Annotated in this window: 18 protein-coding genes; 11 read left to right on the top strand and 7 right to left on the bottom strand. The window is 70.1% G+C overall.

Annotated elements, in window-relative coordinates; genetic code table 11:
* Window positions 1-33 precede the first annotated feature (33 nt).
* The 4 genes from MKK70_RS06270 (at window position 34) to MKK70_RS06255 (ending at window position 5587) form a co-directional block, all read left to right on the top strand.
* A complete protein-coding gene (locus MKK70_RS06270) occupies window positions 34-1863 on the top strand; it encodes an ATP-binding cassette domain-containing protein (protein WP_243946402.1) in 1830 nt (609 codons plus the stop codon).
* A 203-nt stretch (window positions 1864-2066) separates the two neighbouring features.
* Entirely contained in the window at window positions 2067-4454 is a 2388-nt protein-coding gene (locus MKK70_RS30545) for a BON domain-containing protein (RefSeq protein ID WP_279603547.1), read from the top strand.
* Window positions 4451-4783 carry a hypothetical protein gene (locus tag MKK70_RS06260; RefSeq protein WP_243946400.1) on the top strand — a complete coding sequence of 111 codons (333 nt, stop codon included), beginning with the start codon at window positions 4451-4453 and terminating at the stop codon, window positions 4781-4783. Before MKK70_RS30545 ends, MKK70_RS06260 begins: the two co-directional genes overlap by 4 nt.
* An 87-nt stretch (window positions 4784-4870) precedes the next feature.
* Window positions 4871-5587 (top strand): YidB family protein, encoded by a 717-nt coding sequence (locus tag MKK70_RS06255; RefSeq protein ID WP_243946397.1) that lies wholly within the window; start codon window positions 4871-4873, stop codon window positions 5585-5587.
* Window positions 5588-6416: 829 nt separating this feature from the next.
* Here the strand turns inward: MKK70_RS06255 and fabF are convergent.
* The 4 genes from fabF to fabD all read right to left on the bottom strand — a co-directional run bounded on the left by fabF (window position 6417) and on the right by fabD (window position 10195).
* Window positions 6417-7679, bottom strand: coding sequence for a beta-ketoacyl-ACP synthase II (fabF, locus tag MKK70_RS06250; protein ID WP_243946395.1), 1263 nt, complete (start codon window positions 7677-7679; stop codon window positions 6417-6419).
* 99 nt (window positions 7680-7778) lie between these two features.
* Entirely contained in the window at window positions 7779-8018 is a 240-nt protein-coding gene (locus MKK70_RS06245; RefSeq protein ID WP_066926221.1) for an acyl carrier protein, read from the bottom strand.
* 299 nt (window positions 8019-8317) lie between these two features.
* Window positions 8318-9055, bottom strand: a complete 738-nt coding sequence (gene fabG, locus MKK70_RS06240; RefSeq protein ID WP_243946393.1) for a 3-oxoacyl-[acyl-carrier-protein] reductase — start codon at window positions 9053-9055, stop codon at window positions 8318-8320.
* Window positions 9056-9259: 204 nt separating this feature from the next.
* Window positions 9260-10195, bottom strand: coding sequence for an ACP S-malonyltransferase (gene fabD / locus MKK70_RS06235; RefSeq protein WP_313899078.1), 936 nt, complete (start codon window positions 10193-10195; stop codon window positions 9260-9262).
* 251 nt (window positions 10196-10446) lie between these two features.
* On the opposite strand from fabD, the gene rpoZ reads away from it, so the two are divergent.
* The 6 genes from rpoZ (at window position 10447) to MKK70_RS06205 (ending at window position 16970) form a co-directional block, all read left to right on the top strand.
* Window positions 10447-10857, top strand: coding sequence for a DNA-directed RNA polymerase subunit omega (gene rpoZ, locus MKK70_RS06230; protein WP_147727742.1), 411 nt, complete (start codon window positions 10447-10449; stop codon window positions 10855-10857).
* A gap of 172 nt (window positions 10858-11029) precedes the next feature.
* Window positions 11030-13276 (top strand): RelA/SpoT family protein, encoded by a 2247-nt coding sequence (locus tag MKK70_RS06225; protein ID WP_243946391.1) that lies wholly within the window; start codon window positions 11030-11032, stop codon window positions 13274-13276.
* Between the two features lie 574 nt (window positions 13277-13850).
* Window positions 13851-14363 (top strand): lipocalin-like domain-containing protein, encoded by a 513-nt coding sequence (locus MKK70_RS06220; RefSeq protein WP_243946389.1) that lies wholly within the window; start codon window positions 13851-13853, stop codon window positions 14361-14363.
* A 358-nt stretch (window positions 14364-14721) separates the two neighbouring features.
* Window positions 14722-15219, top strand: coding sequence for a hypothetical protein (locus MKK70_RS06215; RefSeq protein ID WP_243933009.1), 498 nt, complete (start codon window positions 14722-14724; stop codon window positions 15217-15219).
* 161 nt (window positions 15220-15380) lie between these two features.
* On the top strand, window positions 15381-16001 hold the full coding sequence (gene pyrE / locus MKK70_RS06210) for an orotate phosphoribosyltransferase (RefSeq protein ID WP_243946386.1): 621 nt from the start codon (window positions 15381-15383) through the stop codon (window positions 15999-16001).
* A gap of 306 nt (window positions 16002-16307) precedes the next feature.
* Window positions 16308-16970: an NYN domain-containing protein gene (locus MKK70_RS06205; protein WP_147859678.1), complete on the top strand. Its 663-nt coding sequence runs from the start codon at window positions 16308-16310 to the stop codon at window positions 16968-16970.
* Here MKK70_RS06205 and MKK70_RS06200 read toward each other — a convergent pair.
* The 3 genes from MKK70_RS06200 to dapA all read right to left on the bottom strand — a co-directional run bounded on the left by MKK70_RS06200 (window position 16967) and on the right by dapA (window position 19250).
* Entirely contained in the window at window positions 16967-17542 is a 576-nt protein-coding gene (locus MKK70_RS06200) for a peroxiredoxin (protein ID WP_243946384.1), read from the bottom strand. The two genes, MKK70_RS06205 and MKK70_RS06200, sit on opposite strands and share 4 nt — an antisense overlap.
* Window positions 17543-17855: 313 nt before the next feature.
* The gene (gene smpB / locus MKK70_RS06195) at window positions 17856-18329 is read right to left on the bottom strand and encodes an SsrA-binding protein SmpB (RefSeq protein WP_147727737.1); all 474 of its coding nucleotides are present in this window, start codon (window positions 18327-18329) and stop codon (window positions 17856-17858) included.
* Between the two features lie 21 nt (window positions 18330-18350).
* Window positions 18351-19250, bottom strand: a complete 900-nt coding sequence (gene dapA, locus MKK70_RS06190) for a 4-hydroxy-tetrahydrodipicolinate synthase (RefSeq protein WP_243946382.1) — start codon at window positions 19248-19250, stop codon at window positions 18351-18353.
* A 203-nt stretch (window positions 19251-19453) separates the two neighbouring features.
* On the opposite strand from dapA, the gene MKK70_RS06185 reads away from it, so the two are divergent.
* Complete coding sequence (locus MKK70_RS06185) at window positions 19454-21763, top strand: transglycosylase SLT domain-containing protein (protein WP_243946380.1); 2310 nt, start codon at window positions 19454-19456, stop codon at window positions 21761-21763.
* Window positions 21764-22331: the final 568 nt, after the last annotated feature.

The following is a 22331-nucleotide window of genomic DNA, read 5'->3' as shown; positions in this document are numbered from 1 at the left end:
TGGTGAGGCGGCCGCGCTGCCATAAGCCCGGCCATGGCCGCCCCACCGCTCCTGACCCTTCAAGACATCGCGCTCACCTTCGGCGGCACGCCGCTGATCGAGGGAGCGGGGTTCTCCGTCTCGCCCGGCGAGCGCACCTGCCTCGTCGGGCGCAACGGCTCGGGCAAGTCGACGCTGATGAAGATCGCCGCCGGGCACGTCGAGCCGGATCGCGGCGTCCGCTTCGTCCAGCCCGGCACCACGATCCGCTACCTCGCCCAGGAGCCGGATTTCTCCGGCTTCGCCACCACCCTCGACTTCGTCGAGGCGGGCCTCGGCGACGGCGACGCCCATCACCGCGCCCGCTACCTGCTCGAAAGCCTCGGCCTCGACGGCAGCGAGGACCCGACGCGGCTCTCGGGCGGCGAGGGCCGCCGCGTCGCGCTCGCCCAGGCGCTGGCGCCCGAGCCCGACGTGCTGCTGCTGGACGAGCCGACCAACCACCTCGACCTGCCGGCGATCGAGTGGCTCGAGGCCGAGCTGAAGGGCACCCGCGCCGCGATGGTGCTGATCAGCCACGACCGGCGCTTCCTCTCCGCCCTGTCCCGCGCCACGATCTGGCTCGACCGCGGGGTCACCCGCCGGATCGAGCAGGGGTTTTCCGGCTTCGAGGCCTGGCGCGACGCGTTCTTCGAGGAGGAGGAGCGCGACCGGCACAAGCTCGAGCGCAAGATCAACGACGAGGAGCACTGGCTCCGCTACGGCGTCACCGCCCGGCGCAAGCGCAACGTGCGCCGCCTCGGCAACCTGCACGCGCTGCGCAAGGAGCGCCGCGACGACCGCCGCCCGGTCGGCACCGTGACGATGCAGGCCGGCGAGGCCGAGGCCTCGGGCACGCTGGTGATGGAGGCCAAGAACGCGAGCAAGAGCTTCGGCGAGCGCCGGATCGTCGCCGACCTGTCCCTGCGGGTGATGCGCGGCGACCGCCTCGGCATCGTCGGCGCCAACGGCGCCGGCAAGACCACGCTGATCAACCTGCTCACCGGCAAGCTGCAGCCCGACGACGGCAGCGTCCGCCAGGGCACCAACCTGAAGATGATGCTGCTCGACCAGGCCCGCGCGGTGCTCGAGCCGAGCATGACCGTGACCGAGGTGCTGACCGGCGGCAGCGGCGATTCCGTCGTCGTCAACGGCGTCAGCCGCCACGTGGTCGGCTACCTGAAGGACTTCCTGTTCACCCCCGAGCAGGCGCGCACCCCGGTGTCGGTGCTCTCGGGCGGCGAGCGCAACCGGCTGCTGATCGCCCGCGCGCTGGCGCAGCCGGCCAACCTTCTGGTCCTCGACGAGCCGACCAACGACCTCGATCTGGAGACCCTCGACCTGCTGCAGGAGATGCTCGGCGACTATTCCGGCACCCTGATCCTGGTGAGCCACGACCGCGACTTCCTCGACCGCGTCGTCGGCAGCGTGCTGGTCTCGGAAGGCGAGGGGCGCTGGGTCGAGTATGCCGGCGGCTACTCCGACATGGTCAACCAGCGCGGGATCGGCGTGCAGGCGCGCGCCGGCGCCAAGGGAAAAGCCGAGGGGAAAGCCGACGCCAAGAGCGGCGCAAAGGCCGACCTTCGCGAAAGGGCCGACGCGGCGCCCGCGTCGAGGGCGAAGCTGAACTTCAAGGACCAGCACGAGCTGAAGACGCTGCCCGCGCGGATGGAGAAGCTGCAGGGCGCGATCGCGCAGCTCCGCACGGTTCTGGCCGATCCCGGCCTCTACGCCCGCGACGCGGCCCGCTTCGACAAGGCGTCGGCGATGCTCGCCCAGGCCGAGGTCGAGCTGTCCGGCGCCGAGGAGCGCTGGCTCGAGCTGGAGATGCTGCGCGAAGGGTGAGCGTCCGCCGGCCTTCATGATGCCGCGATGGCGGTTCAGGTTTCCGGTGCAGAAGTTCCAGGACTCACTCATCTCCGGGTGTCGGCACCGGACGGCGTGTTCGAAGCACGGCTCAGCACTCTCTCCCGCGCGGGGGAGGGGACCCGTGCCCGATCATGCGCTCTGTGAGACGAGGATCGCCCGCCATCATCGGATCGTAGCCCGTGCCGTCTCGCCATCCGCCCGCATCGCTTGACGGCCTGCGATCCAAGGGCTGGCTGCTCGGCTTGCCCGTGGTCGGGCTGATCTGGGTCGGCACCACGCTGTACGCCGGGCCCGGGATCGGCGCGCGGATCGCCGAGGCCGGCGAGGCGGTGGCGCAGGCGACCGAGGCCGGATCGCCCGAGCCCTGGCTCCGCGTCACGGTCCGCGGGCGCGACATCGTCGCCGAGGGCGAGGCGCCGGGGCCGGCCGCGCGCGCGGCGGCGCTCGCCCGGCTGGAGGCGCTGGCCGAGCCGCGCCGGATCGTGCCCGAGATCGGGCTGATCGAGACCGCCGCGCCCTTCGCCTGGAGCGCCACCCGGACCGCCCCCGACCGCATCGCGTTCTCCGGCAGCCGCCCGGCGGAGATCGGCCGCGCCGCCCTGCGGACGCGCCTGGCCGCCGAGATCCCCGACGAGACGGCGATCGACGACGCGGCCCATGCCGCCCGCGGCGCGCCGCCCGACTTCCCCGCGGCGGCGGCCTACGCGGTCGCGCGCCTGCGCAACCTCGCGCCGGGCGCCATCGCCACGGTGACGGACATGGCGATCGCCGTTTCGGGCGAGGCGGTGGACGTCGCCGCCTACGACGCGCTGCGCGCCGCGCTCGCCGAGCCGCCGCCGGGCTACACGCTCGGCCGGGTCGACGTCCTGCCGGCGCGGATCGACGACTTCACCATGGCCGTGTCGCGAAACCCCGGCGGCGGGGTGGTGCTCACCGGCTCGGTGGTCTCGGAGGCGGCGCGGGCCGAGATCGGGCGGCTGGCCGCGGAGATCGCCGATGGCGTCGCGGTCGAGGACCGGATGCGCACCGCCCGCGGCCTCGCTAAGGACATCGAGCCGGACGCGCTCGCCCGGTTCCTGGTCCGCCTCGTCGGGCTGATGCAGAGCGGCGGCGCCCGCTTCGACGGCGCCCGGGTGTCGGTCGCGGGCGACGCCGTCGACAGCCAGGCCGTCGGGGAGATCGAGACGGCGATGCGCGACGCCAGGCCCGCCGGGGTCGGAGCCGGCGCGGTGGCGCTCACGGTGAAGCCGCTCTCGCCCTACCGCGTCGCGATCCGGCGCGAGGCCGACAGCGTCAGCCTGTCCGGCCACCTCCCCGATACGGAAGCGCGCGACCGGCTGCTCGCCGTGGTGAAGCCGCGCTTCTTCCGCGAGCGCATCGTCGACCGCACCCGCATCGCCGACGGCGCGCCGCCGGACCTCGCCGCCGCCCTGTCCGCCGCGGTGCCGGTGCTGGCGAGCCTGTCGAGCGGCGAGGTCGCGGTCGCCGACCGCACGCTGACGCTCTCGGGCGAGAGCCTGTATCGCGAGGCCGCGGGACGGGTCGCCCGGACCCTGCCGGCCGCGATGCCGCCGGGCTGGAGCGCCACCGTCGCGGTGGTGCCGAAGACCCCCGTGCCGACGCGCGATCCCGAGGCCTGCCGCGCCGAGGCGACGGCGCTCGTCGGCGGAACCAGCCTGCGCTTCCCGCCAGGCTCGGGCGCGCTCGCGCCGATCTTCTATCCGGTGCTTGATCGTCTCGCCGATCTCGCCAAAACCTGCCCCGCGCTGCGCATCGCGGTCGCCGGCCACGGCGATCCGGCCAAGCCCGCGCCCGCTCCGCCCGAGGCGAAGGTCGCCGACGCGTCCGGGGCGCAGGCAGGGGCCAAGCCCGATCCGGCCAAGAGCGACGCGGCGAAGCCCGACGCCAAGGCATCGGACAAGAAGGCCGCGCCGGCGTCCATGGACGCCAAGCCTGCCAAGGATGCCAAGCCGAAGGACGCCAAGCCGAAGGACGCGAAGCCCAGGGAGGCGGCCGAAGCGCCCGAGCCCGACCTGGCGCGGCTGCGCGCCGGGGTGGTCGTCGAGTACCTGCTCCAGGCCGGCGCCGGCGTCGATCAGCTCAGCATCGCGGACCAAACCCTCGGACCGGCCGGGCATCGCCTTCGCCGTGCTGCCCTGACCGTCAAGAGGCCGTTCGCCCGTGATGCTTCTCCTCGCCGGCCTGTGGCCGGGATCGCTCGCCGCCCTGATGCTCGGGCTCGGCGTCGGCCGGCTCGCCGGGTTGCCTTCCGGCCCCGCGATTCCCGCCGCGCTCGGGATCGCGACCCTGGTGCCGGCCGGCATCGCCCTCGCGGGGATCGTGCCCGGCGTCGCCGGGTTCTGGCTCGAGAGCGCGGTCGCGATGCTGGCGCCCTACCTCGCCGGCTGCGCGCTCGGCGGGCTCGCCCGGCGCCTCGCGGGGGTGCGACCGAGCGAGCCCCCCACAACCTGAAGCCAGCGCGGAACCGAGGCGCCCCGGTCCGGCGTTGCCCCTCCAGACAGAGCCTTCGGGCTCACCGGAGACACGCAACGGACCCCAAACCATGAGACTCGATCGCTCCGCCCGCCGTCGCCTCACCCTGCGCCCGCGCGCCGGCCTCGCCGCCACCGCGCTCCTCGCCGCCGGCCTCGCCGGCTCCGGTGCGCTCGCAATGCTCGGCGACTTCGTCGAGCCGGCACGCGCGCAGTCGGCGGCCAGCCGCATCGACCAGCCCACCGCCGCGACCCTACCGGACGCCGAAGGGCGGCCGAACGGGACCGTCCCCTCGGCCCGCGCCCTCGCGCCCGGCACCGACGTGATGGACACCGGCACCGTCGGCACCGCGCGGGTGAACCCGAAGGAGCACCTGCCCGACGCGACGCGCTCCGCCCGCTAGGCGCGACGCAACCTCGGCCCGGCCCCCGCCGTTGATCGGCGGGGGCTTTTTCGTGCGCTCAGTCCATCCTGATTGAAGGAAACCACCATGGGTCTGCTCGATTCGGTGATCGGCGGCGTGCTCGGGCAGGTGCTCGGCGGCGGACGCAGCGGCAACCCGGGCGGCGCGGCCGGTGGCGCGATGTCGCCGATCGTGAAGGCGCTGCTGATGCTGCTGCTCGCCAAGGGCGCGAGCGGCGGGTTGGGGGGCGCCCTCGGCGACGTGTTCGGCGGCGGCCAGCGCCGGCCGGAACCCGGCCCGGACACCGAACGCTCCGGCGGCGCCGGTCCCTACGGCCGCGATCCCGGCCACTCCGCCGACGATTCCGCCCAGGATCCCGGCGACATCGGCGGCTTCGACCAGGAGGGCGGCCGCCGCGACGCGCCGCTGCCGCCCGGCGATTACAGCGATCTCTCCGGGATGCTTGACGGCCCCAGCGATCGAGCCAATGTTCCTCAATCAGGAAATGTTTCACATGAAACATCGGGTCAGATCGGCGGGCTCGACGGCCTCGTCGACCGCTTCCGGCAGGGCGGCCTCGGCGACGTGATCGACTCGTGGATCGGCCACGGCAGCAACCGCAGCATCGAGCCCCACGACCTCGCCCGCGCGCTCGGCCCCGACACCCTCGGCGCGCTCCAGAGCCAGACCGGGATGGACCGGGACTCGCTGCTGTCGCAGCTGTCTCAAGTGCTGCCGGAGGTGGTGCACGGGCTCACGCCGCAGGGGCGGGTGCCGGATGCGGGGGAGCGGCGGGGGTGGTAGACCGTAAAATAAACAGAGGCGCTAGATGATCCGAATTTTACTACCATACATTTAAGAGCTGGCCGAAAATTTGAATCGGCTAACTATAGTGCCTCAAAAATCGGAAGTAAATTACAAGCATATATTTCACCACGTAATTCTCACACAAACTTCGTAGGCAATTTTGTCGGCAATAGCGTCTTTGCTTCGACGGTAAGAAGCTCAAGAATCCTTGCTAATGACCTTCTGCGAGAATTTGCCAACGTAACGCAAGGAGATTTTGATCTGGAGCGTGACGTTGATGAATTTGTTCTATATCGGATCCGAACTGCATATGATCGTTGCAAGATTGCTTTACAGGCGGAAGTGGGAATTACACCAGCGTTTTTCGTCAATCAAAAGGGTAGTCACGATACCCTGTTGCTACTGGACGACCCTTATGCGCTGTTCCCAACCGATCTAAAAAACAAAGTCCCCGAGGCGTTGGTCGACGTAAGAGAAGCAGCAAAAGCGATTGCTTAAGACATGCCAACCGCTTGTGGAGATCATTTATTTAGGGCAGCTAAAAGCGTGCTGCAAAAGTACTACTCTGTCGTCAGCACAAACTTGCCAAATCCTAAAGTAAGAAGTCTTGGCGTTTACGTTAAAACAATGCGTTCGAAAGATATTGGCGATAAAAGGTTTTGTCTTCGCTGGGCCAGATGACTTGATTACATAGAAACCCAATAATAGACTCAGAGGCTGCCTTATCACTGGACGAGGCATTGTCTTCAGTGGGAATTTTGCGGAGTGTAGTTACGGCGATGCTGGAAGTTCTACCAACAGAGCCGATAACAACCAAAACAGCGAGTTAAGAAACCCGCCGCATCACCAAGCTCGCATTCGTCCCGCCAAACCCGAACGAATTCGACAGCGCGATGTCCACCCGCCGCCGCTTGGCCTCGTGCGGGACGAGGTCGAGGGCGGTCTCGACGCTCGGGTCGTCGAGGTTGAGGGTCGGGGGGATGACGCCGTCGCGGATGGTCAGGATCGAGAAGATCGCCTCGATCGCGCCGGCGGCGCCGAGGAGGTGGCCGACGGCGGACTTGGTCGAGGACATCGCGACGCCCTGGGCCGCGGCCCCGAGCAGGCGCTCAACGGCGCGCAGCTCGAGCTCGTCGCCCATCGGCGTCGAGGTGCCGTGGGCGTTGATGTAGTCGATCGCGCCCGGGTCGATGCCGGCCCGCTTCACGGCCGCCGTCATGCAGCGGAAGGCGCCGTCGCCGTCCGGCGAGGGGGAGGTGATGTGGTAGGCGTCGCCCGACATGCCGTAGCCGACCACCTCGGCGTAGATCTTGGCGCCGCGGGCCTTGGCGTGCTCGTATTCCTCGAGCACCACCACGCCGGCGCCTTCGCCCATCACGAAGCCGTCGCGGGCCTTGTCGTAGGGGCGCGAGGCCTTGGTCGGCGTGTCGTTGAAGCCGGTGGACAGCGCCCGGCAGGCGGCGAAGCCCGCGATCGACAGCCGGTCGACCGGCGATTCGGCGCCGCCCGCGACCATCACGTCGGCGTCGCCCAGCATGATCAGGCGAGCGGCGTCGCCGATCGCGTGCGTGCCGGTGGAGCAGGCGGTGACGACGGCGCTGTTCGGACCTTTCAGCCCGTGCGCGATCGAGACCTGGCCCGAGGCCATGTTGATGATGCGGCCGGGGATGAAGAACGGCGAGATCCGCCGCGGGCCCTTGTCCTTCAGGGTCACCGAGGCGTCGTAGATGCCGCCGATGCCGCCGATGCCGGAGCCGATCATCACGCCGGTGGCGCACTGGTCCTCGTAGCTCGTCGGGTGCCAGCCGGCATCGTCGAGCGCCTGGCCCGCGGCGGCCATCGCGAAGACGATGAACGGGTCGACCTTGCGCTGCTCCTTCGGCTCCATCCACGCGTCGGGATCGAAGGTGCCGTCGCTGCCGTCGCCCAGCGGCACCGTGCAGGCGATGCGGCAGGCGAGGTCGGAGGTCTCGAAGGTGGTGATCGGCCCGGCGCCGCTGTCGCCGGCGATCAGCCGGCTCCAGGTGTGCTCGACTCCGCTGCCGAGCGGCGTGACCATCCCCAGACCCGTAACCACCACCCGCCGCATCGCGCTATCCCGAACCCGTTCCGCTTGAACAACGACAGCGGCGCGTCGGGTGTTTCCACCCCGCCCGCGCCGCGTCGACCCGAAGGACGTTTTGGCCGATCAGGCGGCCGAGTTCTTCTCCAGGAACTTCACCGCATCGCCGACCGTCTGGATGGTCTCGGCGGCGTCGTCCGGAATCTCGACGTTGAACTCTTCCTCGAACGCCATCACGAGCTCGACGGTGTCGAGGCTGTCGGCACCGAGGTCGTCGATGAAGTTGGCGCCCTCGACCACCTTCTCGGGCTCGACGCCCAGGTGCTCGACGACGATCTTCTTCACGCGCTCAGCGATATCGCTCATCGTTGCTGGTCCTCGGTCTTCACGTTACGTGGGTGAAAGGAATGGCGCCGTTGCCGCCGTGGCCCTTGCTTCGGGCCGGTCCTGTTTCGAGCGGCTGGTGACCGAACGCGCTGGGTCCTGAAATCCTGTTGGCCTTGGACTCGGAACCCGCCGAACCGTCAACCCCTTGCACGGCAGCCGGGGTGTTAACACAGGGTTTCGGCGCTGGCGAGGCCCGGTTCACGAACCGTTCATCGGTGTGCTCCGGGCGCCGATTCCGCCGCGTTTTCCGCGGGATGGCCGGGCCGCGCGCCCCGGCGTCACACCATCGCCATGCCGCCGTTGACGTGCAGCGTCTGGCCGGTGACGTAGGCCGCTTCCGCCGAGGCGAGGTAGACCACGGCGGCGGCCACCTCCGCACCCTCGCCGAGGCGCCCGGCCGGCACCCGGCCGAGGATGCCCTCGCGCTGCTTCTCGTTGAGCACGTCGGTCATCGGCGAGGCGATGAAGCCGGGGCTGACGCAGTTCACGGTGACGTTGCGCGAGGCGACCTCCGCCGCCAGCGCCTTGGTCAGCCCGACGAGCCCGGCCTTGGCCGCCGCGTAGTTGCCCTGGCCCGGGTTGCCGGTGGTGCCGACCACCGAGCCGATGTTGACGATGCGCCCGGCCCGCCGCCGCATCATCCCCCGCACCGCCGCCCGCGACAGGCGGAACGCGGCGGTGAGGTTGACGGCGATGACCTGGTCCCACTCCTCGTCCTTCATCCGCACGAAGATGTTGTCCCGGGTGATGCCGGCGTTATTCACGAGGATGTCGAGACCGCCGAGCGCGGCCTCCGCCGCCGGCACCAGCGCCTCGACGGCGGCCGTGTCGGACAGGTTCGTCGGCAGCACGTGCGCGCGCTCGCCGAGCTCGCCCGCCAGCGCCTCCAGCGCCTCGGCGCGGGTGCCCGACAGGGCCACCGCCGCCCCCTGCGCATGCAGCGCCCGCGCGATGGCGCCGCCGAGCCCGCCGGTGGCGCCGGTGACGAGGGCTTTCTTACCGGTGAGATCGAACATGGGGATCACCTCATCTGTGGGTGTCGAAGTCTTGGTATCGGCTCCGCGCGTCTCCCTCCCCCCTCTGCGGGGGAGGGTGGCCCCCGCGTCAGCGGGGGTCGGGGGAGGGGAGCGCCGTATCCGGAGGCGTCGCTCCCCGCATCCGACCCGCTTCGCGGGCCACCTTCTCACGCAGAGGGGAGAAGGAAGGCGCGCGGGCCTCGATCACGCCAGGGAGAACGCGGCGACGTCGTCCGGCGTGCCGACCGGCACCGCCGCGGCACCGGCCGCGATGCGCTTGACGAGGCCCGACAGAACCTTGCCGGAGCCGATCTCGGAGAACGCGTCGACGCCCGCCGCTGCCATGGCCGCGATGCTCTCGCGCCAGCGCACGGTTCCGGTCACCTGCGCCACGAGGTTTCGGCGAATCGCATCGGGATCCGAGACCGGCGTCGCGAGCACGTTGGCGTAGAGCGGCACGGCCGGCGGGTTGAGCGTGACCGCGTCGAGCGCCGCCCGCATCGCCTCGGCGGCGGGCTGCATCAGGCGGCAGTGGAACGGCGCCGAGACGTTGAGCATCACCGCGCGCTTGATCCCGCGCGCCTGCGCGAGCGCCACGGCGCGCTCGACCGCGGCCCGGTCGCCCGAGAGAACGACCTGGCCGGCGCCGTTGTCGTTGGCGACGTCGCAGACCGCGCCCTCGGCCGCTTCCGCCGCGATTGCCGCGGCGGTCTCGACCTCGGCGCCGATCAGCGCCGCCATGGCGCCGTCGCCGGGGGCGACCGCCGCCTGCATCGCCTCGCCGCGGATGCGCAGCAGGCGCGCAGTGTCGGCGATCGTGAGGCTGCCGGCGGCGGCGAGGGCGGAATATTCCCCGAGCGAATGCCCGGCGACGAAGGCGACGTCGCGCGCGAGATCGAGCCCGCGCTCGGCCTCCAGCACCCGCAGCACCGCGAGGCTCGCGGCCATCAGCGCCGGCTGCGCGTTGGCGGTCAGCGTCAACGCGTCGAGCGGGCCCTCGAACATCACGCGGGAGAGCGGCTGGCCCAGGGCGTCGTCGACCTCGGCGAACACGGCGCGCGCCTGCGGGAAGGCCTCGGCCAGCGCCTTGCCCATGCCGACGGCCTGGCTGCCCTGGCCCGGAAAGATGAGTGCCCGCACGGTCGCTCCGTCGCCTAACCCATTGTCGGAAAGGGCGGCGCAGTCGCACCACCCGCCGCGGGTGTCAACAATGCAGCGCACAAACCGGGCCTGCGCCCCGGAGCGTCGCGGCTCGGCGATTCGTGCCGTCGGCGGCACGGTCTCGCGGGATGCACGACGCAATAAACCGCTGTGCTTGTTGCCAAACCGCAACCGGTGTATGAGCCGGCACCGCCCGACATCCCCGTATCCGCTGGAAGGAGCCGCCGCGCATGGCTCGCGTCACCGTCGAAGATTGCATCGAGAAGGTCGAGAACCGGTTCGAGCTGGTCCTGCTCGCGAGCCACCGCGCGCGTCTCCTCGCCGCCGGCGCGCCGCTCACCGTGGACCGCGACCGCGACAAGAACCCGGTCGTGGCGCTCCGCGAGATCGGCGACGAGACCATCACCGCCGACGACCTCAAGGAACAGCTGATCCACTCGATGCAGAAGTATGTCGAGGTCGACGAGCCGGAGGCCGAGGCCGTGCCGCTGCTGTCGAGCTCGCCCACCGCCGCCGCCGTCTCGCCGACCGCCGCGAGCGACGATTCCGCGCCGCAGTTCGACCGCATGAGCGAGGAGGACCTGCTCCGCGGCCTCGAGAACCTGGCGCCGCCCGTCGAGACCGACGACGAGGGCGAGTAGCCTTCGGCGTCGTCGCCGGACTTCGGACTTTCACGGGCCCGGCGGAGACGCCGGGCCTTTTGCTTGCGCGCCGCCTCGGCTTTCTCGGGCTGCGACGCATTCGGGGCTGGCGCGCGGCCGCGGCTTGCGTGAGACTTGCGCCTCCTCGCGATCGGAAAGGGTCTCCCGGCGGATGATGCGCCAGTACGAACTCGTCGAGCGGGTGAAGCGCTACAACCCCGCGACGAACGAGGCGCTGCTCAACCGTGCCTACGTCTACGCCATGCGCGCGCACGGCACGCAGAAGCGGGCGTCCGGCGACCCGTTCTTCGCCCATCCCCTCGAGGTCGCGGCGATCCTCACCGATCTGCGCCTCGACGACGCGACCATCGTCGCGGCGGTGCTGCACGACACCGTCGAGGATACGGCCGCGACGCTTGACGAGATCCGCGAGCTGTTCAGCCCCGAGATCGGCGCGCTGGTCGACGGCCTGACCAAGCTCAAGCGCCTCGACCTTGTCTCGAAGCGCGCGGCGCAGGGCGAGAATTTCCGCAAGCTGCTGCTGGCCGTGGCGGCGGACGTGCGCGTGCTGCTGGTCAAGCTCGCCGACCGCCTGCACAACATGCGCACGCTCCAGCACATGCGCGCCGACAAGCGCGAGCGGATCGCGCAGGAGACGCTGGACATCTACGCGCCGCTGGCCGGCCGCATGGGCATGCAGGAGCTGCGCGAGGAGCTGGAGGACCTGTCCTTCCGCAACCTCAAGCCGGAGATCTACGCCACCGTCACGCGGCGGCTCTCCGACCTCACCGCGAAGACCGAGAGCCTTGTCGACACCATCGAGCGCGACCTCACCGCAAAACTCTCCGCCCGCGGGATCGAGGCCGCCGTCACCGGCCGCCAGAAGCGGCCGTTCTCGATCTGGTCGAAGATGGAGCGCAAGTCCGTCGCCTTCGAGCAGCTCTCGGACGTGTTCGGCTTCCGCGTCGTCGTCGAGACGCTGGACGATTGCTACGCGGCGCTCGGCGTCGTCCACACCACCTGGCCGATGGTGCCGGGGCGCTACAAGGACTACATCTCGACGCCGAAGCAGAACGACTACCGCTCGATCCACACCACGGTGATCGGCCCGAAGAGCCAGCGCGTCGAGCTGCAGATCCGCACCCGGGCGATGGACGACATCGCCGAGTACGGCATCGCCGCGCACGCGCATTACAAGGAGGCCGGCAAGCTGCCGGCCGGCCGCGAGCCGGAGGGCGGCGTCGCCCCGCGGCTGGCGGCCGAGAGCGGCGCCTACCAGTGGCTGCGCCGCACGATCGAGCTGCTGGCCGAGGGCGACAGCCCCGAGGAGTTCCTCGAGCACACCAAGCTCGAGCTGTTCCAGGACCAGGTGTTCTGCTTCACGCCGAAGGGCCGGCTCATCGCCCTGCCGCGCGGCGCCACGCCGATCGACTTCGCCTACGCGGTGCACACCGACGTCGGCAACTCGGCGGTCGGCGCCAAGATCAACGGCCGGATGGCGCCGCTGCTGCACGAGCTCGCCAACGGCGACGAGGTCGAGATCTCGCGCTCGGACGGCGCCGCGCCGCCGGCCGCCTGGGAATCGCTCGTCGTCACCGGCAAGGCCCGCGCCGCGATCCGGCGCGCGACCCGCTCGGCGGTGCGTCGACAATATGCCGGCCTCGGGCGCCAGATCCTCGATCGGGCGTTCGAGCGCGCGGGCAAGAGCTTCACCGACGACAAGCTGCGCGGCGCGCTCCCGCGCCTCGCCCGCGCCTCGGCCGAGGACGTGTTCGCGGCGGTGGGGCGCGGCGAGATGTTCTCGGGCGACGTCGTGCGCGGCGTCTACCCAGACTACAAGGACGAGCGGAAATCGGGCCCGGCCGGGGTGCCGCAACCGGTGGTCAACGGCGCCGGCCGCCTGATCCGGTCGAAGGATCAGACCATGCGCTTGACCTTCCCGGGCGGCGGCGCGGCGGACGGAACCGACTCGATCCCGATCCGCGGCCTCGCCGGCGACCTGCCGGTGAGCTTCGCCCCGGACGGCGGCGCGGTGCCCGGCGACCGCATCGTCGGCATCCTGACGCCCGGCGTCGGCGTGACGATCTACCCGATCCAGTCGGCGGCCCTGGCCGCGTTCGACAACGAGCCCGAGCGCTGGCTCGACGTGCGCTGGGACATCGAGGCGGACGCCACCGAGCGCTTCCCCGCGCGGCTCGCCACGCAATCGATCAACGAGCCCGGCGTGCTGGCGCAGATCGCACAGGTGATCGCCGACCACGACGGCAACATCGACAACCTCTCGATGAAGCGCCGCACTCAGGACTTCACCGACATCGTCATCGACCTCTCGGTCTGGGACCTGCAGCATCTGAACGCGATCATCGCGGAGCTGCGCGGCAAGCGGACGGTGAGCCGGGTCGACCGGGTGAACGGGTAGGGCGCCTCGGCGCGAGGACGTGGACGACGACTCGCGGCTTGCCACACCAGCTCGCCGCACCCTGGAGGCCATGCCCGCGGTGCCCGTGCTCTAGGTCGAACGATGCTTCACGCCGGGCCCGGTCGACGCCGTCGCGGAGCGCTTTTCCCGGTCCGGGCGGGTGAGCCCGGACTTGTGGCGATGCCGCTCTCGGATCGCGTGGCCGCAGCACGAACCCGATCGCGCCGCCTGAAGCACGCTCGGGACGATGGATCCAGTCCCGACCGGATCATCCCTGAAGAATGCACCGTTCAGTTTCGCAAGATCGCCGGAATGGCGCTCGCGGTGATCGGCGCGAAGCGGCAAAGCTCATCGGCGAGATCGGCACCCCGGCGCTCGACCCGATGCTCGAAACCGTTCTGTCGCGCCTTTCCATCCTTCGGGGAGCCGGCCTTCTGGACGCGGTCCTCGACCCGGCATCGATCGGCATCCGCCCGATCGACTATCGTTCGCGAAATGAGCGCCCTCGACACGCCTCCGAAATTGGTAGAGGATCGTATTCGCTCGACGATGTATTGTATATCGTCCGATTCGCATGCAATCACCCGAGGAGGCGCCCATGCTATGCAGCCTGTGTGCGGTCGCGCTGCTGTCGATCCCGGCGACCGCCGACGCCATCGAGCCGTCGGAGGTGTACGGCACCTGGAAGCTTGTCAGCAGCGTGACGCGCTTCATCGATTCCGGCGAGGAGCGCAACACCCTCGGGTCGAAGCCGGTCGGTTACATCACCTACTCGCCCGACGGGCGCATGATGACGGTTGCCGTGAGCAACGAGCGGCCGAATGTCGAGAAGGCGACCAATCTGACCGATGCCGATCGCGCGAAACTGTTCCGGACGATGTGGGCCTATGCGGGAACGTTCACCTTGAACGGCAACGCCATCACCCACCACGTCGATGCATCGTGGAACGAATTCTGGAGCGGCCAAGACTTCATACGGGATATCGTGGCTCGGGATGGTCGGCTGATCTACACGACGAAGCCACAGATGTCGGTCCAGGAGGGGAAGATGGAGGTGCTCACGATCGTCTGGGAGAAGGTCAGATAGTTTTCTTGCTGCGTACTCGACACGCTGCTCGGCGACGCATGGCGCATGTCGAAGGATCGAGAGCGACCCCTCTGCGACTCAGCCTGCATTGGTGCCGCTCGTTGCGCGAAGACGTTTCGGATACGGTCGAGAATGGCATGCGCCACGTACTCCGCCGTATCGCATGATCCATCATATTCTTTGGATGTTTCGATTGCGAAGTCGATTTTTGTTCGAGGAAATATTGCAGATACGGACAGTCGTTTGATCGACCGCAGATACGTATTTAGACGTGTCTGACCGCCATCTTTTATAAGAGGGTTTGGCGATAGTTTACGTCCGTTAAAAAAATCATGCACCTCAGCAAGGAGGACGTCCAATGTTGAAGAAGACAGTGGTATCCGCTGCCGTTGCAACGATGATCGCCGGGACGGTGGCTGCTCGCGCCATGCCGATGAACGGCACGTTCTGGGTTCACTACGACAAGCAGAGTCCGCAACCGACGGGTCCTGACCGCGTGCAGATCGACGAGAGCGGTTCGGGCGTCAACAGGAGCCCGGGTCAGCCGCTCGACAACGCGCAGGTCACGCTCGAGGACAGCGTGACGCTCGTGAAAGGTCAGGGGCCGGTGAAGGGTAGGATTACCCTGACGACGCCGGACGGTTCGGTGACCAGTACGCTGCAAGGAAAGGTGACGACCGATCCGCAGGGGCGCCTCATGGCCGTCGGAAGCTCGAAGGTCGTCGAGGCGACGGGCGCGTTCGTGGGCATGAAGGGGAACGGGAATTTCACGACCACCTTCTCCTCGCCGACGGATCAGGTCACCCAATGGCAGGGGAACTTCAAGCCGCCCGCCGGCATGGCGTCCAACCGCTGACGTCGGCGACGCCGGCCCGTCCGCTGCCCCGCGGGCGGGTTTTTCGGGTTCCGAATGCGAGCCGGGACACGAACGCCTTCCTCTTCCCCTTCCGCTTGCCTCCACCTGCTCCCGCTGCCACAAGCGCACCATTCGCCATCACCCCGCGAGGAGCCGTGCGCATGAGTCCGGATGAGGTTCTCGCGGAGTTCCGCGATGCGGGCGCGCTGCTCGAAGGCCACTTCATCCTGAGCTCCGGCCTGCGCTCGGCGGTCTTCCTGCAGAAGATGGCGATCTTCTCCGAGCCGCCGCGCACCGAGCGCCTGTGCAGGGCGCTCGCCGCCGTGATCACGGCGCGCTTCGGCCAGGTCGACATCGTCGTCTCGCCGGCGATCGGCGGCATCGTGCCCGGCTACGAGACCGCGCGGCACCTCGGGGCGCGAGCGATCTTTGTCGAGCGCGATCCCGGCGGCCCGTTCACCCTGCGGCGCGGCTTCAGCATCCCGGCCGGCCAGCGCGCGGTGATCGTCGAGGACATCGTCACCACCGGGCTGTCCGCGCGCGAATGCCTCGCCTCGCTGCGGGGCGAGCCCGGCGAGATCGTCGGCGCCGCCTGCCTGATCGACCGCTCGGGCGGCCGCGGCGAGATCGGCCTGCCGCTGCTCTCGCTCGTCACCCTCGACATCCCGGCCTATCCCCCCGACGCGCTGCCGCCCGAGCTGGCCGCATTGCCGCCGGTGAAGCCGGGCAGCCGCGCTATGCCGAAGGCCTCAGCGCCGGCCGACGGACTCACGCGCGTTTGATCGTCCCGGCAGCAGATGTTTCGCCGTTGTTGCGGGGCGAATGAGAAAAAGATCGACGAGGTTGTGTCGACCGATCGTCGAAAGGACGTTTTCCGTCGAAGGTTGACACATTCCATCGTGCGCTTCACACATGCCGTACGGTCACTATTGCGCACCGTCGCCGGCGATTTTTGGAACAAGCAGCGTCCACTGTCCTCCGTTGGGCCGACTTTGCACCCGTAACCTTGATGCGTGTCGTCCACCTGCTTTTCCGCGGGCGGTACGTGCCATGATTGTTTTGGTTATATTTTAGAAATGGATCGTGCCATGAGTGCACTACAGCGCAGCGCCCTGTTCATCGACGGCGCCAACCTCTACGCGACGACGAAGGCCCTCGGCTTCGACATCGACTACAAGCGGCTTCTGAAAGAATTCCAGTCCCGCGACAACATGATTCGGGCGTTCTACTACACCGCGATGATCGAGGATCAGGAGTATTCCTCGATCCGTCCGCTGATCGACTGGCTCGACTACAACGGCTACCGCGTCGTCACCAAGCCCGCCAAGGAGTTCACCGACTCGCTCGGCCGCCGCAAGGTCAAGGGCAACATGGACATCGAGCTTGCGATCGATGCGCTCGAGCTGAGCCAGTACATCGACCACATGGTGCTGTTCTCCGGCGACGGCGATTTCCGCTCGCTGGTCGAGGCGATGCAGCGCCGCGGCGTGAAGGTCACGGTGGTCTCCACCATCCAGACCCAGCCGGCGATGATCTCCGACGACCTGCGCCGCCAGGCCGACGAGTTCGTCGACCTCGTGCAGCTGATCGGCAAGGTCGGGCGAGACCCCGGCGAGCGTCAGGCTCGCCCGGCCGGCGACCGGACGCGCGACTACGCCGAGCGGCCCGCCCGCGCCAACCCGGGCCTGGAGAGCCGCTACGGCATCCGTCAGGGCGCGAACGGAACGCCGGACGCCCCCGCGGAGGATTAGGCCTTCGCGGTTCCCTCCCCATCGAGCCAGGCCAGGATGTCGGCCGCGCTGCGATCGGGTGGGAACACCGGGTAGAACACCTTCGTCACGACGCCGTCGTCGACGACGAGGCTGAGCCGGCGTAGCAGGATGGTGCCGGCCGCCTCGAAGGTGGGCAGCCGCGCTGCCATCGCGAAGGCGCGCGAGGCGTCCGACAGCAAGGTAAACGGCAGCTGCAGGCGCGTCGCCACCTCGCGCTGGTAGGCGCCCGTCTGCGTCGAGAGCCCGTGCACCTGCGCGACGCCGCGGGCCTTCAGGTCGTCATGGAGATCGCGGAAGCCGCACGCTTGCGGCGTGCAGCCGCGTGCGCCGGGAATCGCGTCCCAGTCCGCCACCAGGTTCGGCTGTCCCGGCTCGCCGGTGCGGGGATAGGCGAAGACCACCGTCCGCCCGGCGAGCTTCGCCAGCGAGACGCGGGTGCCGTCGGTCGCCGCGAGCGACACGTCCGGCAGCCTCATCCCGGTCAGGTGCGCCGCCGCACCGTCGTCGATCGGGGCGGGAAGGTTGGCGGGCAGGGCGAGGTTCGGGTCCATGGCGCGGCTCCGGTTCGAGCAGGCGATTCAACGAGATGGGGCATCGCGCACGCCATCTCTCGTTCCAGCCTCGAAATCTGCTTTCTTGAACGAACATTTGCGCGTCGCTTCCCTCCCCCCTCTGCGGGGGAGGGTGGCCCGCGAAGCGGGTCGGGAGAGGGGAGCGACGGTTCCGGATACGGCGCTCCCCTCTCCCGACCCTCGCTCAGGCGAGGCCCACCCTCCCCCGCAGAGGGGGGAGGGAAGGCGTGCTCTCTGACTCTCGCAACCCGGGCCGGGCATCGTCGCGCCGACCCGCGCGGCCGTCCGGGAGCTACCCCCGGTCGCGCATGATCCGGGCGCGGTCGCGCTGCCAGTCGCGCTCCTTGGCGGCCTCGCGCTTGTCGTGGGCCTGCTTGCCCTTGCCGAGGCCGAGCTCGACCTTCGCGCGGCCCTTCTCGTTGAAGTAGATCTTCAGCGGCACCACCGTGTAACCCTGGCGCTGCGTCGCGCCGATCCACTTGTCGATCTGGCGGCGGTGCATCAGCAGGCGCCGCGGGCGCTTGGTCTCGTGGTTGAAGCGGCTCGCCTGGACGTATTCCGGGATGTAGGCGTTGAACAGCATCAGGTCGCCGCCCGACGGGCCGGCATAGGCCTCGCCGATGGTCGCGCGCCCGCTGCGCAGCGATTTCACCTCGGTTCCGGTCAGCGAGATGCCGGCCTCCAGGGTGTCCTCGATCGCGTAGTGGAAGCGCGCGGCGCGGTTGTCGGCGACGATGCGCCGGTTCGGTTCGGGTTTGGGAGCCATCGGTCTCTTCGGTGCCTGGCGTCAGCCGGCCAGGAGGCCGGCATGGCGCAGGGCGGCGTCGACGATCGCCTTGGTCGCGTCCGAGACCGGCACGAGCGGCAGGCGCACGTCGGCGCTCATGTGGCCGAGGCGTTCCAGGGCGTACTTCACCGGCGAGGGGTTGGATTCGGCGAACAGCCCGACCTGCAGCGGCAGCAGCCGGTCCTGCAGCTGCAGCGCCTTGGCGAAGTCGCCCGACAGCGTCGCCTCCTGGAGGTCGGCGCAGAGCCGCGGCGCCACGTTCGACACCACCGAGATGCAGCCGTGGCCGCCATGGGCGTTGTAGCCGAGCGCGGTCGCATCTTCGCCCGAAAGCTGGATGAAACCCTCGCCCATGGCCCGCCGCTGGAGGCTGACGCGATCGATCTTGGCGGTCGCGTCCTTCACCCCGGCGATGTTCTTGAGCTCGAACAGGCGCGCCATCGTCTCGACGCTCATGTCGACGACGGAGCGCGGAGGGATGTTGTAGATGATGATCGGAATGCCGACCGCGTCGTTGACGGCCTTGAAGTGGGCGTAGAGCCCGCCCTGCGTCGGCTTGTTGTAGTACGGCGTGACCACGAGCACCGCGTCGGCGCCCGCCTTCTCGGCGTGCTGCGCCCGCTCGACCGCCTCGGCCGTGGAGTTCGATCCGGCGCCGGCGATCACCGGCACGCGGCCGCCGGCCTCGTCGATGCAGGCCTCGACCACGCGGTCGTGCTCGCTGTGCGTCAGCGTCGGGCTCTCGCCGGTGGTGCCGGTCGGCACCAGGCCGTGGCTGCCCTGCTCGATCTGCCAGGCCACGAACTTTCGGAACGCCGCCTCGTCGAAGGTGCCGTCGCGGAACGGCGTCACCAGGGCGGTCATGGAGCCCCGAAGGCAGCGCGCAGTGGTCTCGGTCATCTCGGGCGTCCCAGCCGGTCTCGTTGCCCGCTCCGGCCTGGGCCGGTGGTCCGGCGCCGCGCTGCGGGCGGCGCAGACATAGGGCTTCCGCCACCCCCGCGCAAACCCTTCGCGCACGCGGTTAATGCGTTCTTAACGCTCGGCGCCGAGGCTGTCCTTTGCCGGCATCCGTCGAAACCGGATCGCAGAGAGTGACCGCATCCATGGCGTCCCTCACACGCTCGCAGATCGTTGCCCTCGGCCTCGCGCTGACCGCGGGCGTGGCGCTGGCCGCGCCGGCGGTCGACCTGCCGCGGGTCCAGGCCCCGCCCGCCTCGCAGCCGACGCCGCCGGCGAGCGACGCCACGGCGCCGGCCAGCCAGGTCGAGGGCTCCAGGACCGCGCTCGATCCGGTCGCCGCCGACGCGCTCAAGCTCGATCCGAAGGCCGCCGGCGATGCCGGGGCCGCCAAGCCGCTTCCGCCCGGGCAGGCGCTCCCGGCGGGCGCCGCCGCCTACGCCTCGGCCGACCCGGACGCGCCCGTCGCCTTCCCGCTGCCCGACGCCGCCGTGACGCCGGCCGCCCCCGTGCCGGAGGTGCCGGGCCTCGGTCCGATCGCCCGCGTCGGCGACACCGACGTCGCCCAGCTGCGCCAGGCGATCGACTTCTACCGCAAGGGCAAGGTCGCCGACGGCGACCGCCTGCGCGACGGCTTCTCCGATCCGGCGGCGCGGGCGCTGCTCGAATGGGTCGCGATCCGCGCCGGCGCCGGCATCGGCTTCGAGCGCACCGTCGCCTTCACCCGCGCCAACCCGGACTGGCCGGCGGGCCCGCTTCTCCGCCGCCGCGCCGAGGAGGCGTTGCTCACCGAGCGCAGGAATCCGGCGACGGTGCGCGCCTATTTCGGTGCGACCCGGCCGGCGAGCGCGCCGGGCAAGTTCGCCCTGGCGCTGGCGTTCAAGGCGGACGGGCTCGATGCGGACGCCGCCGACCTCGTCCGCGACCTGTGGCGCTCCGAGACCTTCGGCCGCTCGCTCGAGGCCAGGGTCGCCGACGCCTTCCCGGGCGTGCTCACCCGCATCGATCACCGCTACCGCATGGAGCGTGCGCTCCTGAAGGAAGACTGGGAGGCGGCCGGCCGGGCCGCGACCTATGCCGGCGGCGCCTATGCCAGCCTGGTGCGGGCGCGCCGGGCCGTCGAGGACAAGAGCTCCGGGGCCGCCTCCGCCCTCGCCGCGGTGCCGCCGTCGCTGCGCAGCGACAGCTCCTACATCCTGTCGCGGGCGCAGTTCCTGCGCCGGGCCGACAAGCCGGCCGAGGCGGCGGCCGTGCTGGCGACCGCGCCGAGCAACCCGGACGTGCTCGTCGACGGCGACGAATGGTGGGTCGAGCGCCGCATCGTCGCGCGCAAGCTGATCGACCTCGGCGACGCCAGGACCGCCTACGCGGTGGCGAGCGCCAACCCGGCCCGCACCGTCGAGAAGCGGATCGAGGCCGAGTTCCACGCCGGCTGGATCGCGCTCCGCTTCGGCAGCGACCCGGAGGCCGCGTCCCGCCACTTCGCGCTCGCCGCCGGCATCGCCGAGACGCCGATCTCGATCGCCCGCGCCGCCTACTGGCAGGGCCGGGCGGCCGAAGCCCTCGGGCAGGCCGATGCGGCCAAGGGGTTCTACGAGACCGCGGCGCTGCAGCCGATCGCCTATTACGGGCAGCTCGCCCGGGCCAAGCTCGGCCAGACCAGCCTCGCGCTGCGCGCGCCCGCCGACCTCGACGGCCCGGCGCGCGCCGCCTTCGACGACCGGCTCTGCATCCGTGCCCTGCGCCTGCTCGGGGCCGCCTCGCTGAAGGAGCTGGCGCTTCCGCTCTACATCGACACCGCGCAGCGCCTCACCGATGCGCGCGAGGTGCAGGCCCTCGGCGACCTCGCCGTCGAGATGAAGGACGCCCGCGCCCTCGTCGCCGTCGGCAAGCTCGCGGTGCAGCGCGGCCTGCCCCTCGACGCGCACGCCTACCCCACCATCGGCATCCCGACCTACGAGGCGTTCGGCTCGGTGCCGCTGGTCGAGAAGGCGATGGTCTTCGCGATCGCGCGCCAGGAAAGCCAGTTCGACCCGCGGGCGCAGTCCGGCGTCGGCGCGCGCGGCCTGATGCAGATGATGCCGGCCACCGCCCAGCGCACCGCGCGACGCGTCTCGGCCGCCTACGACCCGGACCGGCTCGGCACTGACGCGATCTACAGCGCGCGCCTCGGCCAGGCCCATCTCGGCGAGCTGATGGAGGATTGGCGCGGCTCCTACATCCTCGCCTTCGCCTCCTACAACGCCGGCGGCGGCAACGTGAAGAAGTGGATCGACGCCTACGGCGACCCGCGCAAGGGCGAGGTCGACGCGATCGACTGGGTCGAGCGCATCCCGTTCACCGAGACCCGCAACTACGTCCAGCGGGTGATGGAGAACCTGCAGGTCTACCGCACCCGCCTCGACGGCAAGAGCGCGCTGCTGATCGACGGGGACCTTCATCGCGGGGCGCGGTGAGGGGGTCGCGGGCGGCCGACGTGCCCGAACGGCGAAGCACGGTTCGACGACCCGACCGCGACCGTCCTGAAACCCGACCCGTCAGTCCGGGGCCGCGCAGCGGAGCCCGGAACCCAGAACCGCCAGCGAAGCTGTCTGAATCGACCGTCGACACCCTTTCGGGCCGGCTCGGCGGTTCGTGATTCCGGGCTCGCCTTCGGTGCCCCGGAATGACGGGTCGGGTTTGGCGAACGAGCCGCCCCGATCGGCGACATTCGACCCGTCCGCAAGTCGATGCGGGAGACGAGCCCCATCGCCCGATCGCATGGGGGGCCGACGAAGACGACCCCTGGATGGCGGGCGCGCCCGTCACCCAGAGGCCTGGCCTGCTGCGTCGATTGCCTCAGGACCAACGCGATGGCCCGAGCCCGCCCGGCCCGAGCCGGGCGGGAGGCGCGCTCAGAACTCGCCGCCGAGCCCGGCCCGCACCCCGTGGCCGCCGTCGCCGCCATAGGCGTAGCCGACGTTGATCGCCAGCGGCACGGCGGTCGGCAGGCGGTGCGAGAGTGCCGCGCCGCCGGCCCACTCG

The sequence above is a fragment of the Methylobacterium sp. E-041 genome (genome assembly GCF_022829665.1).
Classification (GTDB): domain Bacteria; phylum Pseudomonadota; class Alphaproteobacteria; order Rhizobiales; family Beijerinckiaceae; genus Methylobacterium.
Note: the sequence above shows the minus strand (reverse complement) of the source record. Positions and strands in the feature narration are given on the sequence as shown.